This is a genomic window from Bacillus sp. YP1 (genome assembly GCF_000877815.1).
GTDB classification, from domain to species: domain Bacteria; phylum Bacillota; class Bacilli; order Bacillales; family Bacillaceae; genus Bacillus; species Bacillus subtilis.
The window spans coordinates 3,105,253-3,126,660 of record NZ_CP010014.1; the positions used below are offsets into that span (position 1 = coordinate 3,105,253).

General features: G+C 45.6%; 19 protein-coding genes and 1 other annotated feature. Of the genes, 4 read left to right on the forward strand and 15 right to left on the reverse strand.

Annotated elements, in window-relative coordinates; all coding sequences use genetic code 11:
* The 4 genes from QF06_RS15345 to araE form a co-directional block, all read right to left on the reverse strand.
* Nucleotides 1-1,185: a phosphoglycerate kinase gene (locus QF06_RS15345; protein ID WP_003243051.1), complete on the reverse strand. Its 1,185-nt coding sequence runs from the start codon at nucleotides 1,183-1,185 to the stop codon at nucleotides 1-3.
* 316 nt (nucleotides 1,186-1,501) lie between these two features.
* Nucleotides 1,502-2,509 carry a type I glyceraldehyde-3-phosphate dehydrogenase gene (gap, locus tag QF06_RS15350; protein ID WP_003219957.1) on the reverse strand — a complete coding sequence of 336 codons (1,008 nt, stop codon included), beginning with the start codon at nucleotides 2,507-2,509 and terminating at the stop codon, nucleotides 1,502-1,504.
* Between the two features lie 46 nt (nucleotides 2,510-2,555).
* Nucleotides 2,556-3,578, reverse strand: coding sequence for a gapA transcriptional regulator CggR (cggR, locus tag QF06_RS15355; protein ID WP_009968188.1), 1,023 nt, complete (start codon nucleotides 3,576-3,578; stop codon nucleotides 2,556-2,558).
* 297 nt (nucleotides 3,579-3,875) lie between these two features.
* Nucleotides 3,876-5,270 (reverse strand): arabinose-proton symporter AraE, encoded by a 1,395-nt coding sequence (gene araE / locus QF06_RS15360; protein WP_003243899.1) that lies wholly within the window; start codon nucleotides 5,268-5,270, stop codon nucleotides 3,876-3,878.
* A gap of 203 nt (nucleotides 5,271-5,473) precedes the next feature.
* Here araE and araR point away from each other — a divergent pair, with 203 nt between their 5' ends.
* Nucleotides 5,474-6,562 (forward strand): arabinose utilization transcriptional regulator AraR, encoded by a 1,089-nt coding sequence (gene araR, locus QF06_RS15365; protein WP_003243070.1) that lies wholly within the window; start codon nucleotides 5,474-5,476, stop codon nucleotides 6,560-6,562.
* Nucleotides 6,563-6,611: 49 nt separating this feature from the next.
* Here the strand turns inward: araR and QF06_RS15370 are convergent, their stop codons facing one another.
* Entirely contained in the window at nucleotides 6,612-7,622 is a 1,011-nt protein-coding gene (locus QF06_RS15370) for an LLM class flavin-dependent oxidoreductase (protein WP_003228318.1), read from the reverse strand.
* Between the two features lie 156 nt (nucleotides 7,623-7,778).
* Nucleotides 7,779-8,657, reverse strand: a complete 879-nt coding sequence (locus QF06_RS15375; RefSeq protein ID WP_003228316.1) for a LysR family transcriptional regulator — start codon at nucleotides 8,655-8,657, stop codon at nucleotides 7,779-7,781.
* A 99-nt stretch (nucleotides 8,658-8,756) separates the two neighbouring features.
* On the opposite strand from QF06_RS15375, the gene QF06_RS15380 reads away from it, so the two are divergent.
* Nucleotides 8,757-9,674: a DMT family transporter gene (locus tag QF06_RS15380; RefSeq protein ID WP_003228315.1), complete on the forward strand. Its 918-nt coding sequence runs from the start codon at nucleotides 8,757-8,759 to the stop codon at nucleotides 9,672-9,674.
* A 40-nt stretch (nucleotides 9,675-9,714) separates the two neighbouring features.
* On the opposite strand, the gene QF06_RS15385 is transcribed toward QF06_RS15380, so the two are convergent.
* The 9 genes from QF06_RS15385 to QF06_RS15425 form a co-directional block, all read right to left on the reverse strand.
* The gene (locus QF06_RS15385) at nucleotides 9,715-11,058 is read right to left on the reverse strand and encodes an amino acid permease (RefSeq protein WP_043940198.1); all 1,344 of its coding nucleotides are present in this window, start codon (nucleotides 11,056-11,058) and stop codon (nucleotides 9,715-9,717) included.
* A 68-nt stretch (nucleotides 11,059-11,126) separates the two neighbouring features.
* Nucleotides 11,127-11,362, reverse strand: a binding site (T-box leader).
* Nucleotides 11,363-11,459: 97 nt separating this feature from the next.
* Nucleotides 11,460-12,494, reverse strand: a complete 1,035-nt coding sequence (locus QF06_RS15390; protein WP_043940199.1) for a glycosyl hydrolase family 18 protein — start codon at nucleotides 12,492-12,494, stop codon at nucleotides 11,460-11,462.
* A 107-nt stretch (nucleotides 12,495-12,601) separates the two neighbouring features.
* Nucleotides 12,602-13,324, reverse strand: a complete 723-nt coding sequence (lutC, locus tag QF06_RS15395) for a lactate utilization protein LutC (RefSeq protein WP_043940200.1) — start codon at nucleotides 13,322-13,324, stop codon at nucleotides 12,602-12,604.
* Complete coding sequence (lutB, locus tag QF06_RS15400) at nucleotides 13,324-14,763, reverse strand: lactate utilization iron-sulfur protein LutB (RefSeq protein ID WP_041850520.1); 1,440 nt, start codon at nucleotides 14,761-14,763, stop codon at nucleotides 13,324-13,326. The genes lutC and lutB overlap by 1 nt, the downstream gene beginning before the upstream one ends.
* A 26-nt stretch (nucleotides 14,764-14,789) precedes the next feature.
* Complete coding sequence (lutA, locus tag QF06_RS15405; RefSeq protein ID WP_014478017.1) at nucleotides 14,790-15,506, reverse strand: lactate utilization iron-sulfur protein LutA; 717 nt, start codon at nucleotides 15,504-15,506, stop codon at nucleotides 14,790-14,792.
* Nucleotides 15,507-15,680: 174 nt separating this feature from the next.
* Nucleotides 15,681-16,283 carry a two-component system response regulator YvfU gene (yvfU, locus tag QF06_RS15410; protein ID WP_003228302.1) on the reverse strand — a complete coding sequence of 201 codons (603 nt, stop codon included), beginning with the start codon at nucleotides 16,281-16,283 and terminating at the stop codon, nucleotides 15,681-15,683.
* 16 nt (nucleotides 16,284-16,299) lie between these two features.
* Nucleotides 16,300-17,415, reverse strand: a complete 1,116-nt coding sequence (yvfT, locus tag QF06_RS15415; RefSeq protein ID WP_003228300.1) for a two-component system sensor histidine kinase YvfT — start codon at nucleotides 17,413-17,415, stop codon at nucleotides 16,300-16,302.
* Between the two features lie 3 nt (nucleotides 17,416-17,418).
* Nucleotides 17,419-18,156 carry an ABC transporter permease gene (locus tag QF06_RS15420; protein WP_003228297.1) on the reverse strand — a complete coding sequence of 246 codons (738 nt, stop codon included), beginning with the start codon at nucleotides 18,154-18,156 and terminating at the stop codon, nucleotides 17,419-17,421.
* Entirely contained in the window at nucleotides 18,157-19,062 is a 906-nt protein-coding gene (locus QF06_RS15425; RefSeq protein ID WP_003228295.1) for an ABC transporter ATP-binding protein, read from the reverse strand.
* A gap of 283 nt (nucleotides 19,063-19,345) precedes the next feature.
* Here QF06_RS15425 and rsbQ point away from each other — a divergent pair, with 283 nt between their 5' ends.
* Both rsbQ and rsbP read left to right on the forward strand, forming a co-directional pair.
* A complete protein-coding gene (gene rsbQ / locus QF06_RS15430; RefSeq protein WP_003228292.1) occupies nucleotides 19,346-20,155 on the forward strand; it encodes a sigma factor SigB/phosphatase RsbP regulator RsbQ in 810 nt (269 codons plus the stop codon).
* 35 nt (nucleotides 20,156-20,190) lie between these two features.
* Complete coding sequence (gene rsbP, locus QF06_RS15435; RefSeq protein ID WP_003228290.1) at nucleotides 20,191-21,402, forward strand: phosphoserine phosphatase RsbP; 1,212 nt, start codon at nucleotides 20,191-20,193, stop codon at nucleotides 21,400-21,402.
* The last annotated feature ends 6 nt before the right edge of the window (nucleotides 21,403-21,408 follow it).

Sequence of the window (21,408 nt, forward strand, 5' to 3'; positions counted from 1 at the left end):
TTATTTATCGTTCAGTGCAGCTACCCCTGGAAGCTCTTTGCCTTCCATAAACTCAAGGGATGCGCCGCCGCCTGTTGAGATGTGGCTCATTTTGTCAGCAAGGCCGAATTTTTCAACCGCTGCCGCAGAGTCTCCTCCGCCGATGACAGAGTATGTATCTTTCGCCTCTGCCAATGCTTCCGCAACCGCTTTTGTTCCTTGAGCGAACAAGTCGATTTCGAATACGCCCATTGGTCCGTTCCACACGACAAGTTTGCTGTTTTTGATGACGTCAGCATACGTTTCGCGTGTTTTCGTACCAATGTCGATTGCTTCTAAATCACTAGGGATTTCAGAGATCGGCACAATTTTCACGTTTGCATCGTTAGAGAAATCATCTGCAACGAGTACATCTTCAGGCATGTAGAAGTTAACGCCTTTTTCTTTAGCGCGGTCCATAAATGATTTCGCAAGCTCGATTTTATCCTCTTCAAGAAGAGATTTACCGACTTCATAGCCAAGCGCTTTTACGAAAGTATAAGCAAGACCTCCGCCGATGATCAGGTTGTCTACTTTATCAAGAAGACTCTCGATTACACCGATTTTGTCTTTTACTTTCGCTCCGCCGATGATCGCTGTGAACGGGCGGTCAGGATTGGAAACCGCTTTTCCAAGTACATCAAGCTCTTTTTCCATTAAGAAACCTGCAACTGCTGGCAGATGCTCGGCAATTCCAGCTGTAGATGCGTGAGCACGGTGGGCAGCACCGAATGCGTCATTTACATATACATCTGCAAGCTCAGCAAATGCTTTTGCAAGCTCAGGGTCATTTTTCTCTTCACCAGGATAGAAACGTACGTTTTCCAATACAAGAACGTCTCCGTCCTTCATCTCGGAAATTTGTGCTTTTACAGCATCGCCGTATGCTTCATCCGCTTTTTTCACTTCTTTGCCAAGCAGTTCGCCGAGACGTGCAGCGACAGGAGTTAAACGAAGCTCCTCAACCACTTCGCCTTTCGGGCGGCCTAAGTGGCTCGCAAGAAGGACTTTTGCGCCTTGGTCTGCAAGGTGTTTGATTGTTGGAAGCGCAGCACGGATACGTGTATCGTCTGTTACTTCCCCGTCTTTCATTGGAACGTTAAAGTCAACGCGGCAGAATACAACTTTGCCTTTTACGTCGATGTCTTTGAGAGTTTTTTTATTCATGCCTAGGAGATCCTCCTTCAAAATGGTTTGCATACAGCACGAAAAACGTGAAACCGTCTGTTCAAGCGATAACTCCGCTAGGGCAGATCGCAGTCTTTTTCGGCACAGGGCAGTTCGTCTAAAAGCCAGGGCAGCGGCCTTAGGCGAAAGCGCCGGCAAAGCTGCTTAAAACGCGGTCGTTTCTCTATCACAGAGCGTTTTCTGAAAGCCGGTCTTCATGGAAAAAGGGAAAGGGAGTCCGTCCCCTTCCCTTGTCCGCTTTCATTATAGCGCTTCTATTCGAAAGAACCAAGTCAGGTCCTTTTTCAGCTATAAATTAAAGACCTTTTTTTGCGATGTAAGCTGCAAGGTCAACAACGCGGTTAGAGTAGCCGCTTTCGTTATCGTACCAAGAGATTACTTTTACCATGCTGCCTTCCATAACCATTGTAGAAAGAGCATCGATTGTAGAAGAGTTTTTGTTTCCGTTGTAGTCGCCAGAAACTAATGGCTCTTCGCTGTAGCCAAGGATTCCTTTAAGGTCGCCTTCAGCCGCTTCTTTAAGAGCTGCGTTTACTTCTTCAGCTGTTACTTCTTGGTTCAGTTCAGCAACCAAGTCAACTAGAGAAACGTTTGGAGTTGGAACACGCATTGCTCCACCGTTCAGTTTGCCTTTTAGTTCAGGAAGAACTAGAGAAACTGCTTTAGCAGCACCAGTTGATGTTGGGATGATGTTTTCAGCTGCTGCACGCGCACGACGGTAGTCTTTGTGCGGAAGATCAAGGATTTGCTGATCGTTTGTGTAAGAGTGAACAGTTGTCATCATACCGCGTTTGATGCCGAATTTATCGTTAAGTACTTTTGCAAACGGCGCAAGGCAGTTTGTTGTGCAAGATGCGTTAGAGATAACATCGTGGTTAGCCGCATCGTATTTATCTTCGTTAACACCCATAACGATTGTGATATCTTCTTCGTTAGCAGGAGCAGAGATGATTACTTTTTTCGCGCCAGCTTCTAAGTGTTTCGCAGCGTCTGCGCGTTTTGTGAAGAAACCAGTAGATTCAACTACGATTTCAACGCCTTGTTTGCCCCAGCTAAGTTTAGCAGGATCGCGTTCTGCAGAAACTTCAATTGTTTTGCCGTTAACAACAAGGTTGTTACCGTCAACTGAAACTTCAGCGTCTAATTTTCCGTGTACAGAATCATATTGTAAAAGGTGAGCCAGCATGTTAGCATCTGTTAAATCGTTAACCGCTACTACCTCAACTTCAGGATTGTTTAATGCTGCGCGGAATACGTTACGTCCAATACGACCAAAACCGTTAATACCGACTTTTACTGCCATGATTGTTTCCTCCTTTAAATAAGTGAGAGATATTTATATTGAGGGATTATTCATCCCTTAATAACTTCTTTGCGGCTCCTTCGTCTGTGACGAGAACCGTGTTGCGTGGCTTTTTAAAGTAAGCCTCGATCGCTTCGGCTTTTGATGATCCGCCCGCTACCGCAATAATATCGGGGATGGCGTCTATGTCATCCAGCTGCATTCCGACAGAATGCACTTTGTGAACCACTTCGCCGTCCGCGTTAAAATAGTAGCCGAACGCTTCCGTCACCGCGTCGTTATCATCTATTTTCTTTAAATCTTCTAAAGGCGTGTTTCTGCGCTGAGCCATAGTTTTAGCTTCGCCGATTCCGTGAACCAGCATACTCGCTGATTTAATGGTGTTCAGCACCTCTTTGACAGAAGGCTCTTCAATAATAGATGAATAGGCGCCTTGTGACAGCTGTCCCGGAACAAACAAAAGCCGGTAAGTGCCTGAAGCCTTCTCCGCCATATGCGCGCATATGGTGTTCGCCTGGTTTTTCACGTCTTCGCCTAAACCGCCTCTTGCAGGCACAAACAAAAGCTCGCGGTTTTTAGAATCCGGCGTCATCATTTCGGCGACAGCTTCAATTGTCGTACCGCCAGTTACAGCGACGATATTTTTGCCTGAAAATCTTTTTTTCATACATGCGACAGCCGCTCTTCCCATTTCTTTTTTGACCCATGGGGATTGATCGCTGTCTCCGGATACGATAATGGCATCCTTTAGATTTAAACGTTCTTTTAATGTCTTTTCCAAAAGAGTCAAACCTAAAACATCTTTCATCGTATCTTCCAAAACAGAAAGCAGTTCATAGCCCTCTTCTGTCAATGTCATGCCGTTTGTCTTAATATCGACCAGGTTCTGTTCCTTTAAAAACTGAACCTCGCCCCTCAGCACACGCTCGCTGATTCCGAGACTGGCAGACAGGCTTCTTCGCCCGATGGGTTCTGTCAGCCTGATATACTGCAAGATTTCAAACCTCTTTTGCATAACGAGCAGAAGATCAGGCAATAATTTTTTTTGAGCTTGTATTAACTGGTTCATGACTCAAACGTTCCTTCCTTTTTTGCTGGACATTATATGTCCCGCTATGACAAAAAACGTCCCGTCATAGCCAAAAAAAATCATTTCTGCTTTCTTTAATTATTTTAACAGGGTGGAATTGTTTATTCAACTGTTAAGAGCCAATTCATCGACAATATTCGCAGAGTTTTCATGCCGCGTCGTTTTATCCAGCAATATTTTATCCTATATATCTTTATCTTATACAGAAAGCGCCAAATGGTGCATCCCAATATAAACAGCCCTTCCCGTAGAAAGGGCTGTTTCATTAAAGCGTTTTCATTTTATCCAAAGCTTTTCAATTTCCTCGAGCGATTTGTTCTTCGTTTCTGGACAGATCGTAACGACAAACAGGAAACAAAGGATGTTAATCACCGCAAAGATCCAAAATGTATAGGCGAGCCCGAAAGAATCGATCATCATTGGCACAAACTGTCCGATCGCCCAGTTTGCTCCCCATAAAAAGATGGTCGCAATGCCCGCGGCCCGCGCACGCAGATGGTTCGGGAAGATTTCAGAAATCATAATCCATGTGATCGGTCCGACCGAGACACAGAAAGCAGCGACAAAACCTAATATAAGGACGATCATCATGATCCCGCTTGTTAACTCAAAATAAAACGACGTCCCGATTAAAATCATAAAAATAGCCATAAAAGCAGAACCGATGGACATCAGTTTTTTTCGTCCGACTTTATCAATCAGCAACACCGCAATAACGGTAAAGATGACTTCTACAACCCCGACGATACAAGTTGTCACAAATCCGGCGTTTTGCCCGAATCCCATCATTTTAAAGATTTCCGGCCCGTAGTAAGTAATGGCGTTCATGCCGATGACTTGGTTAAAGAGCGCCAGCAGGATTCCAATGACAAGCGCCTTTCTGAGACCCGGCTTAAACAGCTGGGAGAGCGACCCCATTTGTTCTATTTTTAATGAGTTCTCAATGTTCTTTAATTCTTCTTTTGCAACAGTTTCTCCATTAATACGTGTCAGGATCTTTAAAGCTTCATTTGTTTTGCCCGCTTTCGCCAGCCATCTCGGACTTTCCGGGACGACGAGAAGGACAAGGAAAAAGATGACGGACGGCACCATTCCATAAGCAAGCATCCATCTCCAGCCGGTGTGCACGCCCCATTCGTATGTTCCGGACCGCTGCACAGCTAGATTAATAAAGTATGTTGCAGAAATACCCAGTATCGTAAAGAGCTGATATAACGAAGATAAACTTCCGCGTATGGCGGGCGGTGCCGCTTCTGTAATATACGTAACAGAGAGCGATGAGCCCATCCCGATTCCCAGCCCCCCGATAATCCTTGCAATGATTAAGGTGGACACGTCTTGAGAAAGTGCTGAAACGATTGCTGATATCGCAAATAACAAAGCGGCTGTCATTAAAATTTTTCTCCGGCCGAATCTGTCACTTAAAAATCCGGATATCCCGACGCCCACAACTCCTCCAATCATAATGCTTGAAATGACAAGTCCCTCCATAAACGGACTCAGGCTGTATAAATCTTTCAGAAAACCGATAGCGCCAGAAATCACTGCCGTGTCATAGCCATACAATAAGCCGCCAAGCCCCGCCGCACATGAGATCAAAATGACAAATCCCATTGAATGGCTTCTTGTTACAGGAACATTTGGTTCTAATTGTGTTGGAGTATTCTTCATTTCCCTGCCCTCCCGAATGTTGAGTAAAGCGTTTTCATTTAAACCTTCAATTGTACGTACTTATATTAAAATTTAACGAAAATTACATTTAATTAGTACGTACAAATATAGAATAATCTTGTTTGCATTTTCTGTCAATGTTTTCTTACAAAGAACGCTGTGATATACTGAAATTTGTCCGTATACATTTTGGAGGAATGGATATGTTACCAAAATACGCGCAAGTAAAAGAAGAAATCAGTTCTTGGATTAATCAAGGCAAAATACTGCCCGATCAAAAAATCCCTACCGAAAACGAATTAATGCAGCAATTCGGCGTCAGCCGGCATACCATCCGCAAAGCGATCGGAGACCTCGTATCACAAGGTCTGCTGTACAGCGTGCAAGGCGGAGGCACCTTTGTCGCTTCACGCTCTGCTAAGTCAGCGCTGCATTCCAATAAAACGATCGGTGTTTTGACAACTTACATATCAGACTATATTTTCCCGAGCATCATCAGAGGAATCGAGTCCTATTTAAGCGAGCAGGGGTATTCTATGCTTTTGACAAGCACAAACAACAACCCGGACAATGAAAGAAGAGGCTTAGAAAACCTGCTGTCCCAGCATATTGACGGACTCATCGTAGAACCGACAAAAAGCGCCCTTCAAACCCCAAACATCGGCTATTATCTGAACTTGGAGAAAAACGGCATTCCTTTTGCGATGATTAACGCGTCATATGCCGAGCTTGCCGCGCCAAGTTTTACCTTGGATGATGTGAAAGGCGGGATGATGGCGGCGGAGCATTTGCTTTCTCTCGGCCACACGCATATGATGGGTATTTTTAAAGCTGATGACACACAAGGCGTGAAACGGATGAACGGATTTATACAGGCGCACCGGGAGCGTGAGTTATTTCCTTCTCCGGATATGATCGTGACATTTACAACGGAAGAAAAAGAATCAAAACTTCTGGAGAAAGTAAAAGCCACACTGGAGAAAAACAGCAAGCACATGCCGACAGCCATTCTTTGTTATAACGATGAAATTGCGCTGAAGGTGATTGATATGCTGAGGGAGATGGATCTTAAAGTGCCGGAAGATATGTCTATCGTCGGGTATGATGATTCACATTTCGCCCAAATCTCAGAAGTGAAACTAACCTCTGTCAAACATCCGAAATCAGTGCTTGGAAAAGCAGCCGCCAAATATGTCATTGACTGCTTAGAGCATAAAAAGCCGAAGCAAGAGGATGTCATATTTGAGCCTGAGTTGATCATTCGCCAGTCCGCACGAAAACTGAATGAATAAAAAAAGCAATGTATGGGTCTCCCCGCTACATTGCTTTTTTTTATAGCTGTTATCTGTTTTTCCAAACGTCAGCGATGATTTCAAACGAACGCATTCTGTCTGCGTGTTCAAAGGTTTCTGAGTTAACCATAATTTCGTCAGCCTGTGTCGTTTTGACGAAATCTTCAAGCTTCGCCTTCACTTCTTCCGGACCTCCGACAATCGTGGAGCTCAGCTGCTCATTGACCATCGCTTTTTCATACGGGCTCCAGATTTGGTCCATATCCTCAACAGGCGGTTTAAGCTGGTTCGGCGTACCGCGGACAAGATCAAGAAACCTTTGATAATGCGAAGTCGCAAGGTGCTGCGCTTTCTCGTTTGTATCTGCCGCGATAATGGTGACACCGACCATCGCATACGGTTCGTCGAGCACGTCTGACGGCGTGAAGGAATTGCGGTACAGCTCCAAAGCGGGAACCGTATTCGCCGGTGAGAAATGGGCCGCGAACGCAAACGGAAGACCAAGTTCGCCAGCCAGACGGGCGCTGAAGCCGCTTGAGCCCAGCAGCCAAATCGGCACATCTATGCCCTCTCCGGGAATGGCGCGAACTTGATTGCGCACATTTCCTGACGGTTTAAAATAATTGCGCAGTTCCTCTAATTGTTCTGGAAAATCCTCCCCGCTGTTGATGTTTCTGCGGAGCGCTCTGGCTGTCAATTGGTCTGTTCCCGGCGCACGTCCAAGCCCCAGATCAATCCGCCCGGGATACAGTGTTTCCAGTGTGCCGAATTGTTCAGCAATGACTAATGAAGAGTGGTTCGGGAGCATAATGCCGCCGGAACCGACGCGGATTTTCTTCGTGCCTCCGGCAATATGGCCAATCAAAACTGCGGTGGCGGAGCTTGCAACACCTTCTATATTATGATGTTCAGCAAGCCAGTAACGGTGATAGCCCCATTCCTCTGCCCGGCGCGCCAAGTCCATGCTGTTTCGGAATGATTCTGCAATCGTTCCTCCCTGAACAACCGGAGATAAATTCAAGACAGAAAGCAAGGTATCTTTGCGTTGGTTGTTAGACATATTGTTCTCCTTTGCAAATGTGTTATCAGTAAACAGCCCAAAGCTGTCAGGTCATGATTGAAAGAACTTCTATCACACCATAACACAACTGCATTCAGGAATAAAAGAATTTGATTCGATGAAATTCGAACAATGTAAAACGAACGGTTTGGCCCGCTATTCTGCTCCAAACAGCTCCTTAGCCATCTCAATAAAGAGCTTAGCCGCCAGAGAAGCCTCCTTTAGCGACGGAACAGCAAGCTGCACATCACGGTATACCTGCGGGTCCAATTCCCGGGTCACCACATGCTCCGGAAGCGGCATCCCCGACATGGACATTTCTGATAAAATCGCGAGACCCAGGCCTTCTCTGATCATACTGATCGAGGTGTTGATGTTATAGACTGTGAAAGCTGGGTGCAGCGTAGCGCCCGCCTGCCTGAACATATCGACAAATGGTGATTCATAGCCTCCGTCACAGACGATCATCGGTTCATGGTCAAGATCTTTCAGCGTAATGGCCGAATGACTGGCAAGCGGGTGATCGTCCCTGAGCACGACAGCCATTTTGTCTTTTTTCAAATGGATGTACTCCATCTCCTCTGTTGGATACAGAAGAATGCCGACATCTATCATCCGCGTATGAAGCCACTCCTTGACTTCATTTACAGTTCCCTCGTGCAGCACGAGCTCAAGTTTTGGATATTTTTGTTTAAATTCACTGATCAGCTTCGGCATAAAATAAGCCGAGGCAGTTGAGAATGTGCCGATATGGATCGTTCCCAGTTCAAGCCCTTTTTCCGCTGCTGCTACCTGCTCAACTTTTTCAATGCCTTTTAAGACTTCTCTAATGTGTACTAAGATCTGTTTTCCCGTATCCGTCAGCATCAGGCCATTGCGGCGGTCACGAATGATCAGCTTTACATCAAGCTCAGCTTCGATAGCAGAAATCGCATGGCTGACAGCCGGCTGTGTCATGTTCAGCGCCTGACCCGCTTTTGTAAAGCTTCCCGTTTCAGCTATTTTCACAAAAACCTTTAATTGTGTAATGGTCATAACAATTTACTTATGCTCCTTATAAAAAAGATTCATTTTATTTATCTTATGTTCTACCGTATCATATGATGGAAAAGTTCTACAAGGAGTGAATGAACAATGAAGCAGCTCTCAAAAACGCGGACAGCTCTCCTGCTCGCATTTCTCGTCATCATGTGGGGCGTCAATTGGCCGCTGTCCAAAGCCGCGCTCGCCTATTCTCCGCCATTATTGTTCGCGGGCATCCGAACGCTGATCGGCGGGCTTTTATTAGTCATTGTCGCACTGCCGCGTATTCATAAATTACGCTTAAAAGAAACGTGGCCGATTTATCTTGTTTCTGCTCTTTTAAATATTACGTTATTCTACGGCCTGCAAACGATCGGGCTGAATTATCTTCCGGCCGGCCTGTTTTCTGCAATCGTCTTCTTCCAGCCTGTTCTGATGGGTGTATTTTCTTGGCTGTGGCTCGGCGAATCCATGTTTGTAATGAAAGTGATCGGGCTCATCCTCGGTTTTGCGGGAGTAGCCGTCATTAGTGCTGCGGGCTTTGGCGGGCATATTTCTGTCATTGGGGTTCTGCTGGCTCTCGGCTCCGCAGTCAGCTGGGCGCTCGGGACGGTATATATGAAAAAAACAGGCAGCCGCGTCGATTCCATCTGGATGGTCGCTCTGCAGCTGACGATCGGAAGCGTGTTTCTGCTTATATCCGGCTTTTGGACAGAAAGCTTTTCGGCGATCCAATGGACAGCTCCGTTTATCACGAGCCTGCTGTTCATCTCCGTATTCGTTATCGCGCTCGGCTGGCTTGTCTTTTTTACGCTTGTCGGTTCAGGAGAAGCAAGCAAGGTCGCATCTTATACTTTTTTGATTCCGCTCATATCAATCGTGGCCAGCTCCATTTTCCTGCATGAACCGCTCACCCTTAGCCTCTTGGCAGGGCTGCTGCTGATTGTCACGAGCATCTGTCTCGTGAATACAAAATCAAAAGCGCAGAAAGCTGCGGCGATTGGTATAAACGAGAAAGCTGCACAATAATAAAAACCCTCTTGCCGGATGCGGCAAGAGGGTTTCTTATTTACTGATGCTTGCGTCCTTTGACCAAATATGCAACTGTAATCAAAAGGTAGATCGCCGCAGTAATGCCAGTAATGACAATTGATGTTGTCATGATGACCCCGATCAGAATGGCGAGTAATGCCACAATCGCAAACCATGTCGTGTACGGGAACCATTTTACATAATAGGCCGGTGTTTCCGTTTGCTGTTTTCTCGATTTTAAATGAGCGAATCCGATGATCAGCCAAATGAATAAAACGGTATATCCCAATGATCCCATTAAATAATTAAATGTTTGGCTTCCTGCGAACAGAGAAATCAATACGCCAATATAGAGAGAAGAAGTGCACATCAGAATCGCAAACATCGGTACGTTTTTCGATGAAAGCTTCGAGAAGACCTTTGGAAGCCTTCCGTCACTTGCCTGTGTATACAAAATGCGTGATGATCCGTATAAACCTGAATTCATAGAAGAAATGATCGCCAGCAGGATGACTGCATTCATGATATGATCCGCACCCGGAATGCCTACCATTTTAAAGACCATCACGAAAGGACTTTCCGGAACGGAATTGACTTGGTTCCATGGAATCAGGCTGACGATGATGAAAAACGGCAGCAGGTAAAACGCGACAATCCGTGTCAGTGTGCTGCGGACAGCTTTCGGGACAACCTTTTCCGGATTTTTTGTCTCTGCAAGCGTTACACCGATAATTTCTGTACCGCCGTAAGAGTAGATGACGACAAGCATCGCCGTGATCAGCCCTGTGCCGCCGTGCGGGAAAAATCCGCCGTGGTCTGTCAGGTTGGAAAATCTGGATGCTGTATGATCACCGAATGATACAAATAAGAGCAGCAATCCCAGAATAATAAAGATAATAATAACGGTAATCTTGATCATTGCCAGCCAATATTCAGTTTCGGCGAAGATTTTAACAGAAAGCAAGTTTACAATCGTGACGATAAGAGAAATTCCTAATGCCAACACCCAGATCGGGCAGCCCGGCAGCCAATATTGAATGAAAATCGCAGCTACAACAGCTTCAGCCGCAATGTTAAGCACCCACATTTTCCAGTAGATCCAGTCCAAAAAGTAAGCGGCGTAATTTCCCAATACCTGCTGGACAAGATCACGGAAGGTTCTGGCGTTACGGTTTCGAACAGCCATTTCCGCCAGCCCCTGCATAATAAACAGCAAAATAATCCCGCCGAGCAGGTATGCGATAATGACAGATGGCCCTGCCACATCGATCGCTGAGCTGCTCCCCTTAAATAAACCTGCGCCGATTGCTCCCCCCAGCGCCATCATCATAATATGGCGGGACGTCATCGTGCGTTTTAACGTTTGATTGTCGTTTTTCATCCTCTTCTACCTCTCCTTCTCGTTTTCAAAAACAAAAAAGCCCGCCGTCTCCTACCTAATCTAATAGATAAAGAGACGACGAGCCTTCGGCTGACCGCGGTACCACTCTTGTTGATTCTTCATGAAGAATCCTGCTTTTGACCTGTAACGAAGGTTAGCCGTTAAAACATAGGGAATATTCAATCTATTCCGTTCCGTCTTACCACTCCCGGGCGAGTTCAAAGAAAAATCAGGCTGCGTCGCACCACCCCGCAGCTCTCTGTTCTGATCACTTTCTTTTACTGCTCCCAATCTATGTGTTTTAGTTTTCTGAAAAACTCAAATTTTATGATCTGAATATATTAACATAATATACGTGCTTCTCTTTTAACTGTCAATAACTTCAGAGAAAAAAGAAACTGTTATTTTGTCCCTTTTCGAATGGCTTTCCAAAAGGATTCTGACTCGTTTCCTAATGCGTAAACTGAAACACCTGCTATTTTATATTGCTTTGCCAGATGGCTTTTCGTTTGAACGGTTTTTTCGTTTTCATACCACACGACATGTTTATGCTTCTTTTTGTCAACATAAGAAAACGTCATCGAGCCTGATTTTTTGTTGAATGCCGGCTTTGCTTTTTGTTTTTTGATGAGGGATTTGAGCTCATTCCATACCCTTATTGTGCTGGCACTTCCGTCTTTTACATCCCAGTCATAGCCGTACGCAGGGATTCCCATGATGACTTTATTGGCTTTGATCTTTTTGACTGAAAACTGCAGAGAGCTTTTAATCCAGTTTGTGCTTGCCACTGACCCCGGCTCACCCCAAATGCCGTGTTCATCGTAGGTCATGACTTGTACGAAGTCGGCATATTTGCCGATTTTCGCATAATCATACGGCCAGCTCCAGTCATCATTTTTATCATCGGCGCTTTTGGCCGGAACGGATACCATTGTTTTAATATGTTTCTTGTTCAAAGCCTGTGAGACATATTGAATGAAGTTCGAGTATGCAGCGCGGTCTTCTGGATTTACTGCTTCAAAATCGATATTGATTCCGTAATATGAGTGCTTTTTGGCCAGTGTAATTAACTGATCTGTGAATCGTTTTTTCGCTGTTTTATTACTCATGACTCGACTCGCTAAATCTCCGTCAAAATCATAAATGGCATCATTATAGTTTGAAATGACAGCCCATGTCTTGATTTTTTTCTTTTTCGCATATGTCAGCTGCTTGCTTGGGGCATCGCCAATGATTTGTCCGTTTTTTTCAAACACAAATGTATCGGTTGCGATGGCATTCATGTATGTATGATATTTCGTAAGAGAATTGTATGAAGCAGTATCCCCAGTCGTGTAGCCTAGTGTCATTCCGGCTGCCTTCGCTTCTGTTTTTGTATACATAAACAGAACAATCGCAATCGCCAGTGAAACCGCTATGATCAGCCATTTTTTCATCGCATTTCCTCCTATTTCAAGTCATACTCTTCTCATCGGCCAAAAAATTGGAAGTTGAAGTTTTTTCAAGCAAAAAGCCCGGCATATGCCTGCCGGGCTTCCTGAGTTCAGCGGTCAGAGACGAGAATATATGCTGCCTTTACAGGTCCGTGCACTCCCACAACTAAATCCATTTCAATGTCTGCTGAGTTGCTCGGTCCGGTAATGTAGTTGATACATGAAGGAACAGTGACACCGTCCGCAATGTTTTGGCGGATGATATCACTGGCTTGTGTCATTCTCGGTACAATGCTTGATTTCGGCACGATCGCAATATAAGTCGTCGGCAAAAGGCTGACAGAGCGGCCGATGTCTTTTGAGGAGAAGAGGACAACCGTCCCCGACTCAGCCAATGTAATTTCGCTGAATGTAATCCCTACATTGGCTTGCTCCGCTTTTTTGATATTTTCCTCGCCTTTGTCAGCATCCCACTCCCAGACCGGCGTTCCTTCACTCGGCCAGTCCTTGGTGAGCAGGCTTTTCAGTCCGTATTCTTCAAAGCGGGGGTCTTTCGGAATGATGACAGGGCCTCCGGAAAAGCGGCTGACTTGCTCGCGAAGGGCATCGTAAAGGCCGGTTGAATCCGTTTCAATCAGCTCTGTATGGATTTTGACACAATGGTTTTTGAGCACTTTGACTAAGTCATCCGCTGAATATCCTTCAAGTGTTTTATATTGCGGCTGATGCGCCCACTCAGGAACTGCCACGCCTCCTGTTCTTCTTTCACGGCCCAGGCTGGATGCGATTCGGTTTAAAAAGCTCTCTTGATTCTGAATGGTTCCCTTCGTCATCACTGCTCCTCCTTCGTGCGTTCACTTGTTTCTCTGTCCGCAAACCAGTCTCTGAATCTCGATTTATGCGGTGCCGGGAAGTCGCGGATCTGGGTCCAATTTTTAAGCGGGCCGGGCCCTTTCGAAATTTTTTCGTCCTCTGTAAAAGGCGTCATGGCGGCCGGCGCCCATTTTGAGCCCATTTTGTAAAGCGATAAAGAGGATGCGCCAAGTCCGAATGCTTTCATTGCAAGCTTTTCACTGATCGGCGCTCTGCCTTCTTTTTCGACGATATTCTGACGATGCTTGAGTAGCAGCTCATGAAGCGGGATTTTGACCGGGCAGGCTTCTGAACAAGCAGCGCACAGTGAAGATGCGTACGGCAGCTCCTTATAATCGTCATAACCGCCGAGCAACGGCGATAAAACCGCTCCGATCGGCCCCGAGTAGATTGAGCCGTATGAATGTCCGCCGACATGGCGGTACACAGGACAGACATTGATACAGGCGGCACAGCGGATACATTGCAGCACAGACTGGAATTCCGTTCCAAGGATATTGGATCGTCCATTGTCAACGATGACAAGATGGAATTCTTCCGGACCGTCCACTTCACCTTCCAGCTTCGGACCCGTCAAAGCTGTAATATAGCTTGTCAGCCGCTGTCCGACAGCACTTCTTGTCAGCATGCTGACAAGCACTTCAAATTCAGAAAATGACGGGACAATCCGCTCCATTCCCATGACGGTAATTTGTGTTTTCGGCAAGGTGCTCACAAGCCGTCCATTTCCTTCATTGGTCACAAGGCTGACAGAACCCGTGTCAGCGATGGCGAAGTTACAGCCGGTAATGCCGATATCCGCTTCCAGAAACTTTTTCCGGAGAATGGCGCGCGCATGCATCACCAGCTCTTCCGGTTTTTCTGTATGTTGATAGTCCAGTCTTTCTTTAAACACATCGCGTATCTGCTCTTTATTTTTATGAAGGGCGGGCGCTACGATATGTGACGGCGGATCGTGATCATCAATCTGCAAAATATACTCCCCGAGATCGGTTTCTACGACTTCACAGCCTTCCTTCTCCAGCACCTCATTCAGATTGATTTCCTCTGTGACCATTGATTTAGATTTCACAATTTTCTTCCCGTTCTTCTTTTGAATGACATCGCGAATATAAGAAGACGCCTCATCCGCTGTTTCCGCGAAATAGACATGTCCGCCTCTTTTCGCCACATTTTCGGCAAGCTGTCCAAGATAGAAATCAAGGTTTTCAAGGACATGCTGCCTGATTTCCTCTGATAATGAGCGCCACTCCTCCCAGTTTCCCAGTTCTTCTGCTGCCTCTAGGCGCCGCGTCCGCAGACGCTCCTGTGCACCCGAAACAGCGCCTCTCATAAATTCATTATCAATCCCCTGTGATACCCGCTCTTTAAAAGCGTCAGTACCGATTTTCATCGCCATGATCCTTTCCCCCTCTGTATCCAGTTTTATCTGCTGTTGAGCACTTCGGCGATGTGCATCACTTTGACATTCTTATCTTTTCGGCCAAGCCGTCCCCCGATATTCATCAAACAGCCGCAGTCAGCACCGATCAGCACCTCTGCTCCCGTTTCCTCCACACATTCGACTTTTTCATCGACCATCTGCTCAGAAATCTGCGCCATCTTGACGGAGAACGTTCCTCCGAATCCGCAGCAGTTATGTTTGCCCGGAAGCTCTGTAAACTGCAGGCCCTTCACATGGCTCAACAGCTTCATCGGCTCCTCCCGAACACCCAACAGCCTAGTCATATGGCACGACGTATGTAAGGTCGCTTTTGTATGAAGGGTCGCGCCGACATCCTCTACCCCAAGGACGTTCACAATAAAATCTGTCAGTTCATACGTTTTATCCGCCAGCTTTTGCGCTTTATCGGCCCATTTCGGATCATCCTGAAACAGGTGCGGATACTCCCGGAACATCGTTGTGCAGGAACCGGAAGGACTGACAACATATTCGGAATCCTGAAACGTTTCGATCATCCGTTTCATTGCTTTTTTGGCGTCATGTACATAGCCGCTGTTGTAAGCCGGCTGTCCGCAGCAAATCTGCCCTTCTGGAAAATCAACCTCGCACCCAAGCCGCTCCAGCAGCTCAACCGTTGCTTTTCCGACATTTGTTTGAAACATATCAACAAGACAAGTGACAAAAAGTGAGACTTTCATGATGAACCCCTCTCTCATCCCCAATATATGATCAGGTCATCTGATGACCTGAGTTAAAATAACTATATGAATATCGTACACTATTCTGACAATGGAAGGAAAGAGTTTTCTAGGGATATTTTCATTTGTGGCATATCAAAAACACTCCCGATCTCCCAGGAGTGCAGTATATGGTTAGATCCAGCCCTTTTCCTCAGCGATGCTGGCGGCTTCTGTCCGATTTTTCGCATTAAGCTTTTGGATGATTTCTGAGATATAGTTTCGAACTGTGCCTTGAGATAAATAGAGCTCCAGCGTAATGTCTTTTGTTGTCTTGCCTAAAGCCGCAAGCCTCAGAATTTCTTGCTCTCTAACGGTTAGCGGATTTTCGTCTCGCATCATATTAAACGTCAGCTCAGGGCTGAAGACACGTTTTCCCTTTACACATTTTCGAATGGCATCGGCCAGATCGTCAATTTCACCGTCTTTCAGCAGATAGCCATGTGCACCGGCCTTTACGGCGCGTTCAAAATATCCGGGGCGGGCAAAGGTGGTTAAAATAATGACCTTGCTGACGCAGCCTTTTTTCATTAATTCCTCTGCCACATTCAGCCCGCTTCGAACCGGCATTTCAATGTCCATAATGCATACATCCGGCTCCAGCTTCAAAATAGCATGTAGCGCCTCTTCCCCGTTTAATGCTTGTCCGATGACTGTCATATCCTCTTCTAAATCAAGCAAAGATCCCAAAGCGCCTAAAAGCATTCGCTGGTCCTCAGCAATAAACAGACGAATCATTCTTTTCGTCCTCCAATCATTCTGCTTTTTTAATAAGCGGAATCGTCAGTGCCACAACCGTTCCGTTATGGTCTGAAACCGTTAATCCCCCTTCAATGAGCATGAGCCGTTCTTCCATTCCCCACAGGCCATTCCCAAACATTTTCTCCTTCGGCGCTCCCTTTCCGTCATCCCGTATTACGATCCTCATTTTGTCAGCAAATTGAGAAATGGTGATGGCACAGTGGGTTGCTTTGCTGTGCTTGATAATGTTAGTCACGGCTTCCCGCATACACATACTGATAATATTTTGAGTGACGGGAGATATCACTGAAAAGTCGTCGGCTCCTTCGTATTGAAAGGTAATGTTCCCCGCTCTTAATATGTGCTGAATGTTTACGAGCTCCTCTGTTATCGTGACCGTTCTCATATCAGAAACCAGCTCTCGAACTTGCTTGAGTGCGGAGCGTGAACTGGTTTCCATTTCTTTTGCCTCAAGCTTGGTCCGTTCTGGATCAGATGCAGCCAGCCGCTGAATGAGCTGGCTTTTTAATGTAAGCAGCGACAGGGTGTGGCCAAGAGTATCGTGAAGATCACGGGCGATTCGAACACGTTCCTCCCTTTTAGAGAGTTCTTTTATCTGTTCGTTGGCTTGTGCAAGCTTAGCTTCAAGCTCAATCCTCCGAAACATAGAACGAATTCCGAATGGAGAAATGAGCATAATGACGAGAAACGGGAGAACAGAAAAAAGCTCCCGAAGCGAGACCGAATTCGCGATAAATTGGTATAGGCATGGAAAAAGCAGTATAAAGATTAAAGCGCAGAACGCACGGTTAAAATTCGTTTTCTCTTTGTAATAACCAACAAAGTTTGCCGGAAAAAAACCTAAGTATATATAGGTGATATTGTAAAACACACTATACATCAAAATAACCGCCATTTGCACGATAAGCCAATATGTAAACGAAGCTTTGCCCACGCTGCAGAATAACTGGCGATATGCCGCTACAAAAAGGAGCAGCATACCATATCCGATCCCCTGTTTGACCCCTGATTCTTTTAATAAAGAGAGGAACGGCATAATCGTATACACCAGAAAGATATAAGGGAAAAACCCGAATTCCTTCGGGAAAATAGATATTGCCTTTTTCATGTATTACACCGCTTCTTGTTTTCTTCTTATATATTTAGATAGTAGCATGAAGAGCATCATATAAGCGATTAATATCAGAATATTTTTCCAAGTCGGACTCCCACCCCGGACAAGTTCCCACGCTCCGCTCCCGAAATGATAAGACGGAAGCCACTGGCCAATGCTCTGCATCATGTCAGGCATGACCTCAAACGGCATCCACATCCCTCCGCCTAAAGCCAGCAGCATATAAAGCACATTACTGATTCCGGCCGCTGTTTCTACTTTTCTCATGAGGCCGATTAGTGTGCCTAATGCTAAAAAAGGCAATGCGCCAAACAAAATCCACAGTCCGCTCATCATCCATTCAAACGGTGACAAGGCAATATCATTGATGATTGCGCCGAACAGAAATATGACGGTAATTGATAAAACGTGAATGACACTTTGGCCGATCATCTGAGCTGATAAATAGATATGATCCGGAAGAGGCGTAAGGCGGATAAAGGCGGCCCAGCCTTGTGACCGTTCTTGTACCATTCGGATGCCAAGCGTCATGATAGAGGAACCCATCACGCTGAAGACTGTCATCGACATCAGGTAATGGGCTTCCCATGCACGTTGATCAGGGACGTTGGTATTCACTACATTTGTAAAGAAATAATAAAAGGCAATCGGCATGATCAGAGACCAAAGCACAAAGTACTTGTTCCTAAGCACCCTTTTCATTTCAGCGATGCTTTGCTTTTGCAGCACGTTCACTCACATCGCCTCCCTGTTGCCGTCAGCCAGCTGGCGAAATGCCTCATCGAGCGTTGCTTGCTCAATTCGAATATCCCGTGCATGTATGTTTTCTTGAAAGATCAGCGCCAACACTTTGTCTGTATTTGATGTCTGGATGATGGTTCTCTCATGCTCGTGGATCACTCTCTCGACTTCCGGGTGACAAGACAGCCTTTCCAATGATTCACTTGAATGAAGCGTAAAGGAAACAGACTGTTTTTGAATTCTTGAGCGGATTTGCATTGGTGAGCCGTCTGCAACAAGCTGTCCTTCAGTAAAAAATAGGATTCGCTGTGCGGCATCATCTGCTTCCTGTAAATAATGAGTTGAAAAAATAATCGTTTTTCCTTGGTCCGACAGTCCGTGAATGGTCTGCCAGAATCGGTGTCTTGATGAAGTGTCCATGCCGACTGTCGGTTCATCAAGTATAAGCAGCTCCGGGTTCCCGGCAAGAGCCAAAGCAAAGCTCAAACGGCGTTTTTGTCCGCCGGATAATTTTTCTGCTCTTGTTTTCAAATCTTCTTTGGTGAGTGCTGTTAACGAAACGAGTTCTTTCATGGACAATGGATTCGGATAATAGCTCCGGAAGAGTTCAAGGATTTCATCCACCTTAAGGCCCGGCATGACACTTACTTCCTGAAGCATTACACCTATTTTTTCACGAACCTGTTGATCATCGGGAACCCGGTTAAATAGTTTGATTTCTCCCTCACTCGGTTTCAGCAATCCTAATATCATCGAGACGACGGTCGTCTTCCCTGCCCCATTTGGCCCGAGAATGGCTGCAATTTCTCCTTTTTCAATACTGAAGCTGATGTTGTTTACAGCGGTTTTTCGCTGGAAATGTTTTGTCACGTTGCTTACTGTTACTGCTTCTTTCATCACATGAGCACCTCCTGATCGTTTACATTGATTGTAAAATGACGGAGAAGACGATGTTAGTATGGGGTGTCATGATGATGGAGTGACAAATGTCATTTTTTTCTCACCCCGGTGTCTAGGCAATCCTCCTCCTGCATCTTCCAATTCATCCATCTTTTCTATCTCCCATGTCCTCTTTCTTTTAAACTGCTGTGACATTCATAGAAAGATACACTCTTCAAACCATCCGAGTGTTATGATAGAAATATTGAACTTTATATTACTTTCCGGCTGAAAGGAGCCAATCATGAACGAAGCGATTTTGTCTAGAAATCATGTGAAGGTGAAAGGCAGCGGCAAAGCATCTATCATGTTCGCACCTGGTTTTGGATGCGATCAAAGCGTGTGGAATGCCGTGGCACCTGCCTTTGAAGAAGATCATCGGGTGATTTTATTTGATTACGTCGGTTCGGGACATTCAGATTTGCGCGCATATGACCTGAATCGTTACCAGACACTTGACGGCTATGCCCAGGATGTTCTTGATGTTTGTGAAGCTTTAGATCTGAAGGAAACCGTGTTTGTGGGTCACTCCGTCGGGGCCTTGATTGGGATGCTTGCATCCATCCGCCGCCCGGAGCTTTTTTCCCATCTGGTGATGGTGGGGCCTTCTCCTTGCTATTTGAATGATCCGCCTGAGTATTACGGAGGATTTGAAGAGGAGCAGCTCCTTGGCTTGCTGGAGATGATGGAGAAAAATTATATCGGCTGGGCGACTGTATTTGCGGCAACCGTTCTGAATCAGCCAGATCGGCCTGAAATTAAGGAAGAGCTTGAAAGCCGTTTTTGTTCTACTGATCCTGTCATTGCCCGCCAATTCGCGAAAGCGGCGTTTTTTTCTGATCACCGAGAGGATCTTTCGAAGGTAACGGTTCCCTCTCTTATTCTCCAATGTGCAGATGATATCATCGCACCTGCAACAGTAGGTAAGTATATGCATCAGCATCTGCCTTATAGCAGTCTGAAACAAATGGAGGCTCGCGGACATTGCCCTCATATGAGCCATCCAGATGAGACGATACAGCTGATCGGCGATTATTTAAAAGCACACGTGTGATATAGGAACGAAAGGGATAGAGGTGACCCTCTTAGATGGACAAACAATTGAATGATGCACCATGCGGTTTCCTCGCTTTGTCAGAAGAGGGGTCGATCATAGCTGCCAACCGCACCCTTATCAAGATTCTGGATTATGAACCGGAGCAGGTTATCGGCCAGCACATGAATATGATGTTGACCATTCCCGCGCAGCTTTTCTGCCAGCTTTATTTTTTTCCGCTTTTGAAATTGGAGCATCACATCGAAGAAATATACATTTCCCTGAAAGCAAGAGATGGAGAAGAAATTCCCGTCCTTATCAATGCTATTGCGAGACACGATAGCGGGGCTTCTGTCTTTGATTGTGTTCTGATTCCAATGCGAAAGCGAAATGAATATGAAAATGAGCTGCTGATAGCCAGAAATGAGGCTCAGGAAGCTTTGCTTGCCAAACAGAAAGCCAATGCGGAGTTAGAAATTGCCTTGGAAACGCTGAAAGCAAAACAAGAAGAACTTCTTGAGATCAATAAACAAAATCAACAATTTAAATTAAACACCAAAAGAGAGCTTGAACTCGCCAGAAAGATCCAGAAAAACTCGTTGACTGAACCGATTGTAAACGATCAGGTTCAGATTGACTCTTATTACAACGCATCGAGTGAATTGTCAGGTGATCTTTACGGATATTATCAAATCGATGAACACCGTTACGGCATTATTATCCTTGATGTGATGGGGCACGGAATTTCATCTGCATTGATTACGATGTCTCTTCATCCTTTGTTCCAGCGCCAGATCACGCAAGGTCTCAGCCCCGTTAAAGTTATGAAGGAATTGGACCGGCACCTTCACAGCTTGTTTCAAAATGATGAGGAAGCAAGACATTATTGCACTGCTATTTATCTCGAGATTGATATAGCACGGCAAAGAATTGATTATGTCAACGCAGGGCATCCGCCGGCACTTTGGCAGGACGATAGCGGAACTCAACATCTGCTTCACGCGACCTCGCCTCCGATCGGGATGTTTGAAGACTTAGAGTTTCAGTCAAGCAGCCTTTCATACACGGAGGACGGAAGATTGCTTCTGTATACGGATGGCGTGATGGATCCTACGGCTTCATGTTATTTATTTGATTTACTAAAGGATCATCCTGATTCGCCAATCGCTGACCTGAAGGAGAAAATCCTTACATCACTGCAGCATCAAAAGGAAGCTCATCATAAGAGTGATGACGAATGTTTTATATTAGTTGATGTAAAATAAAATGAT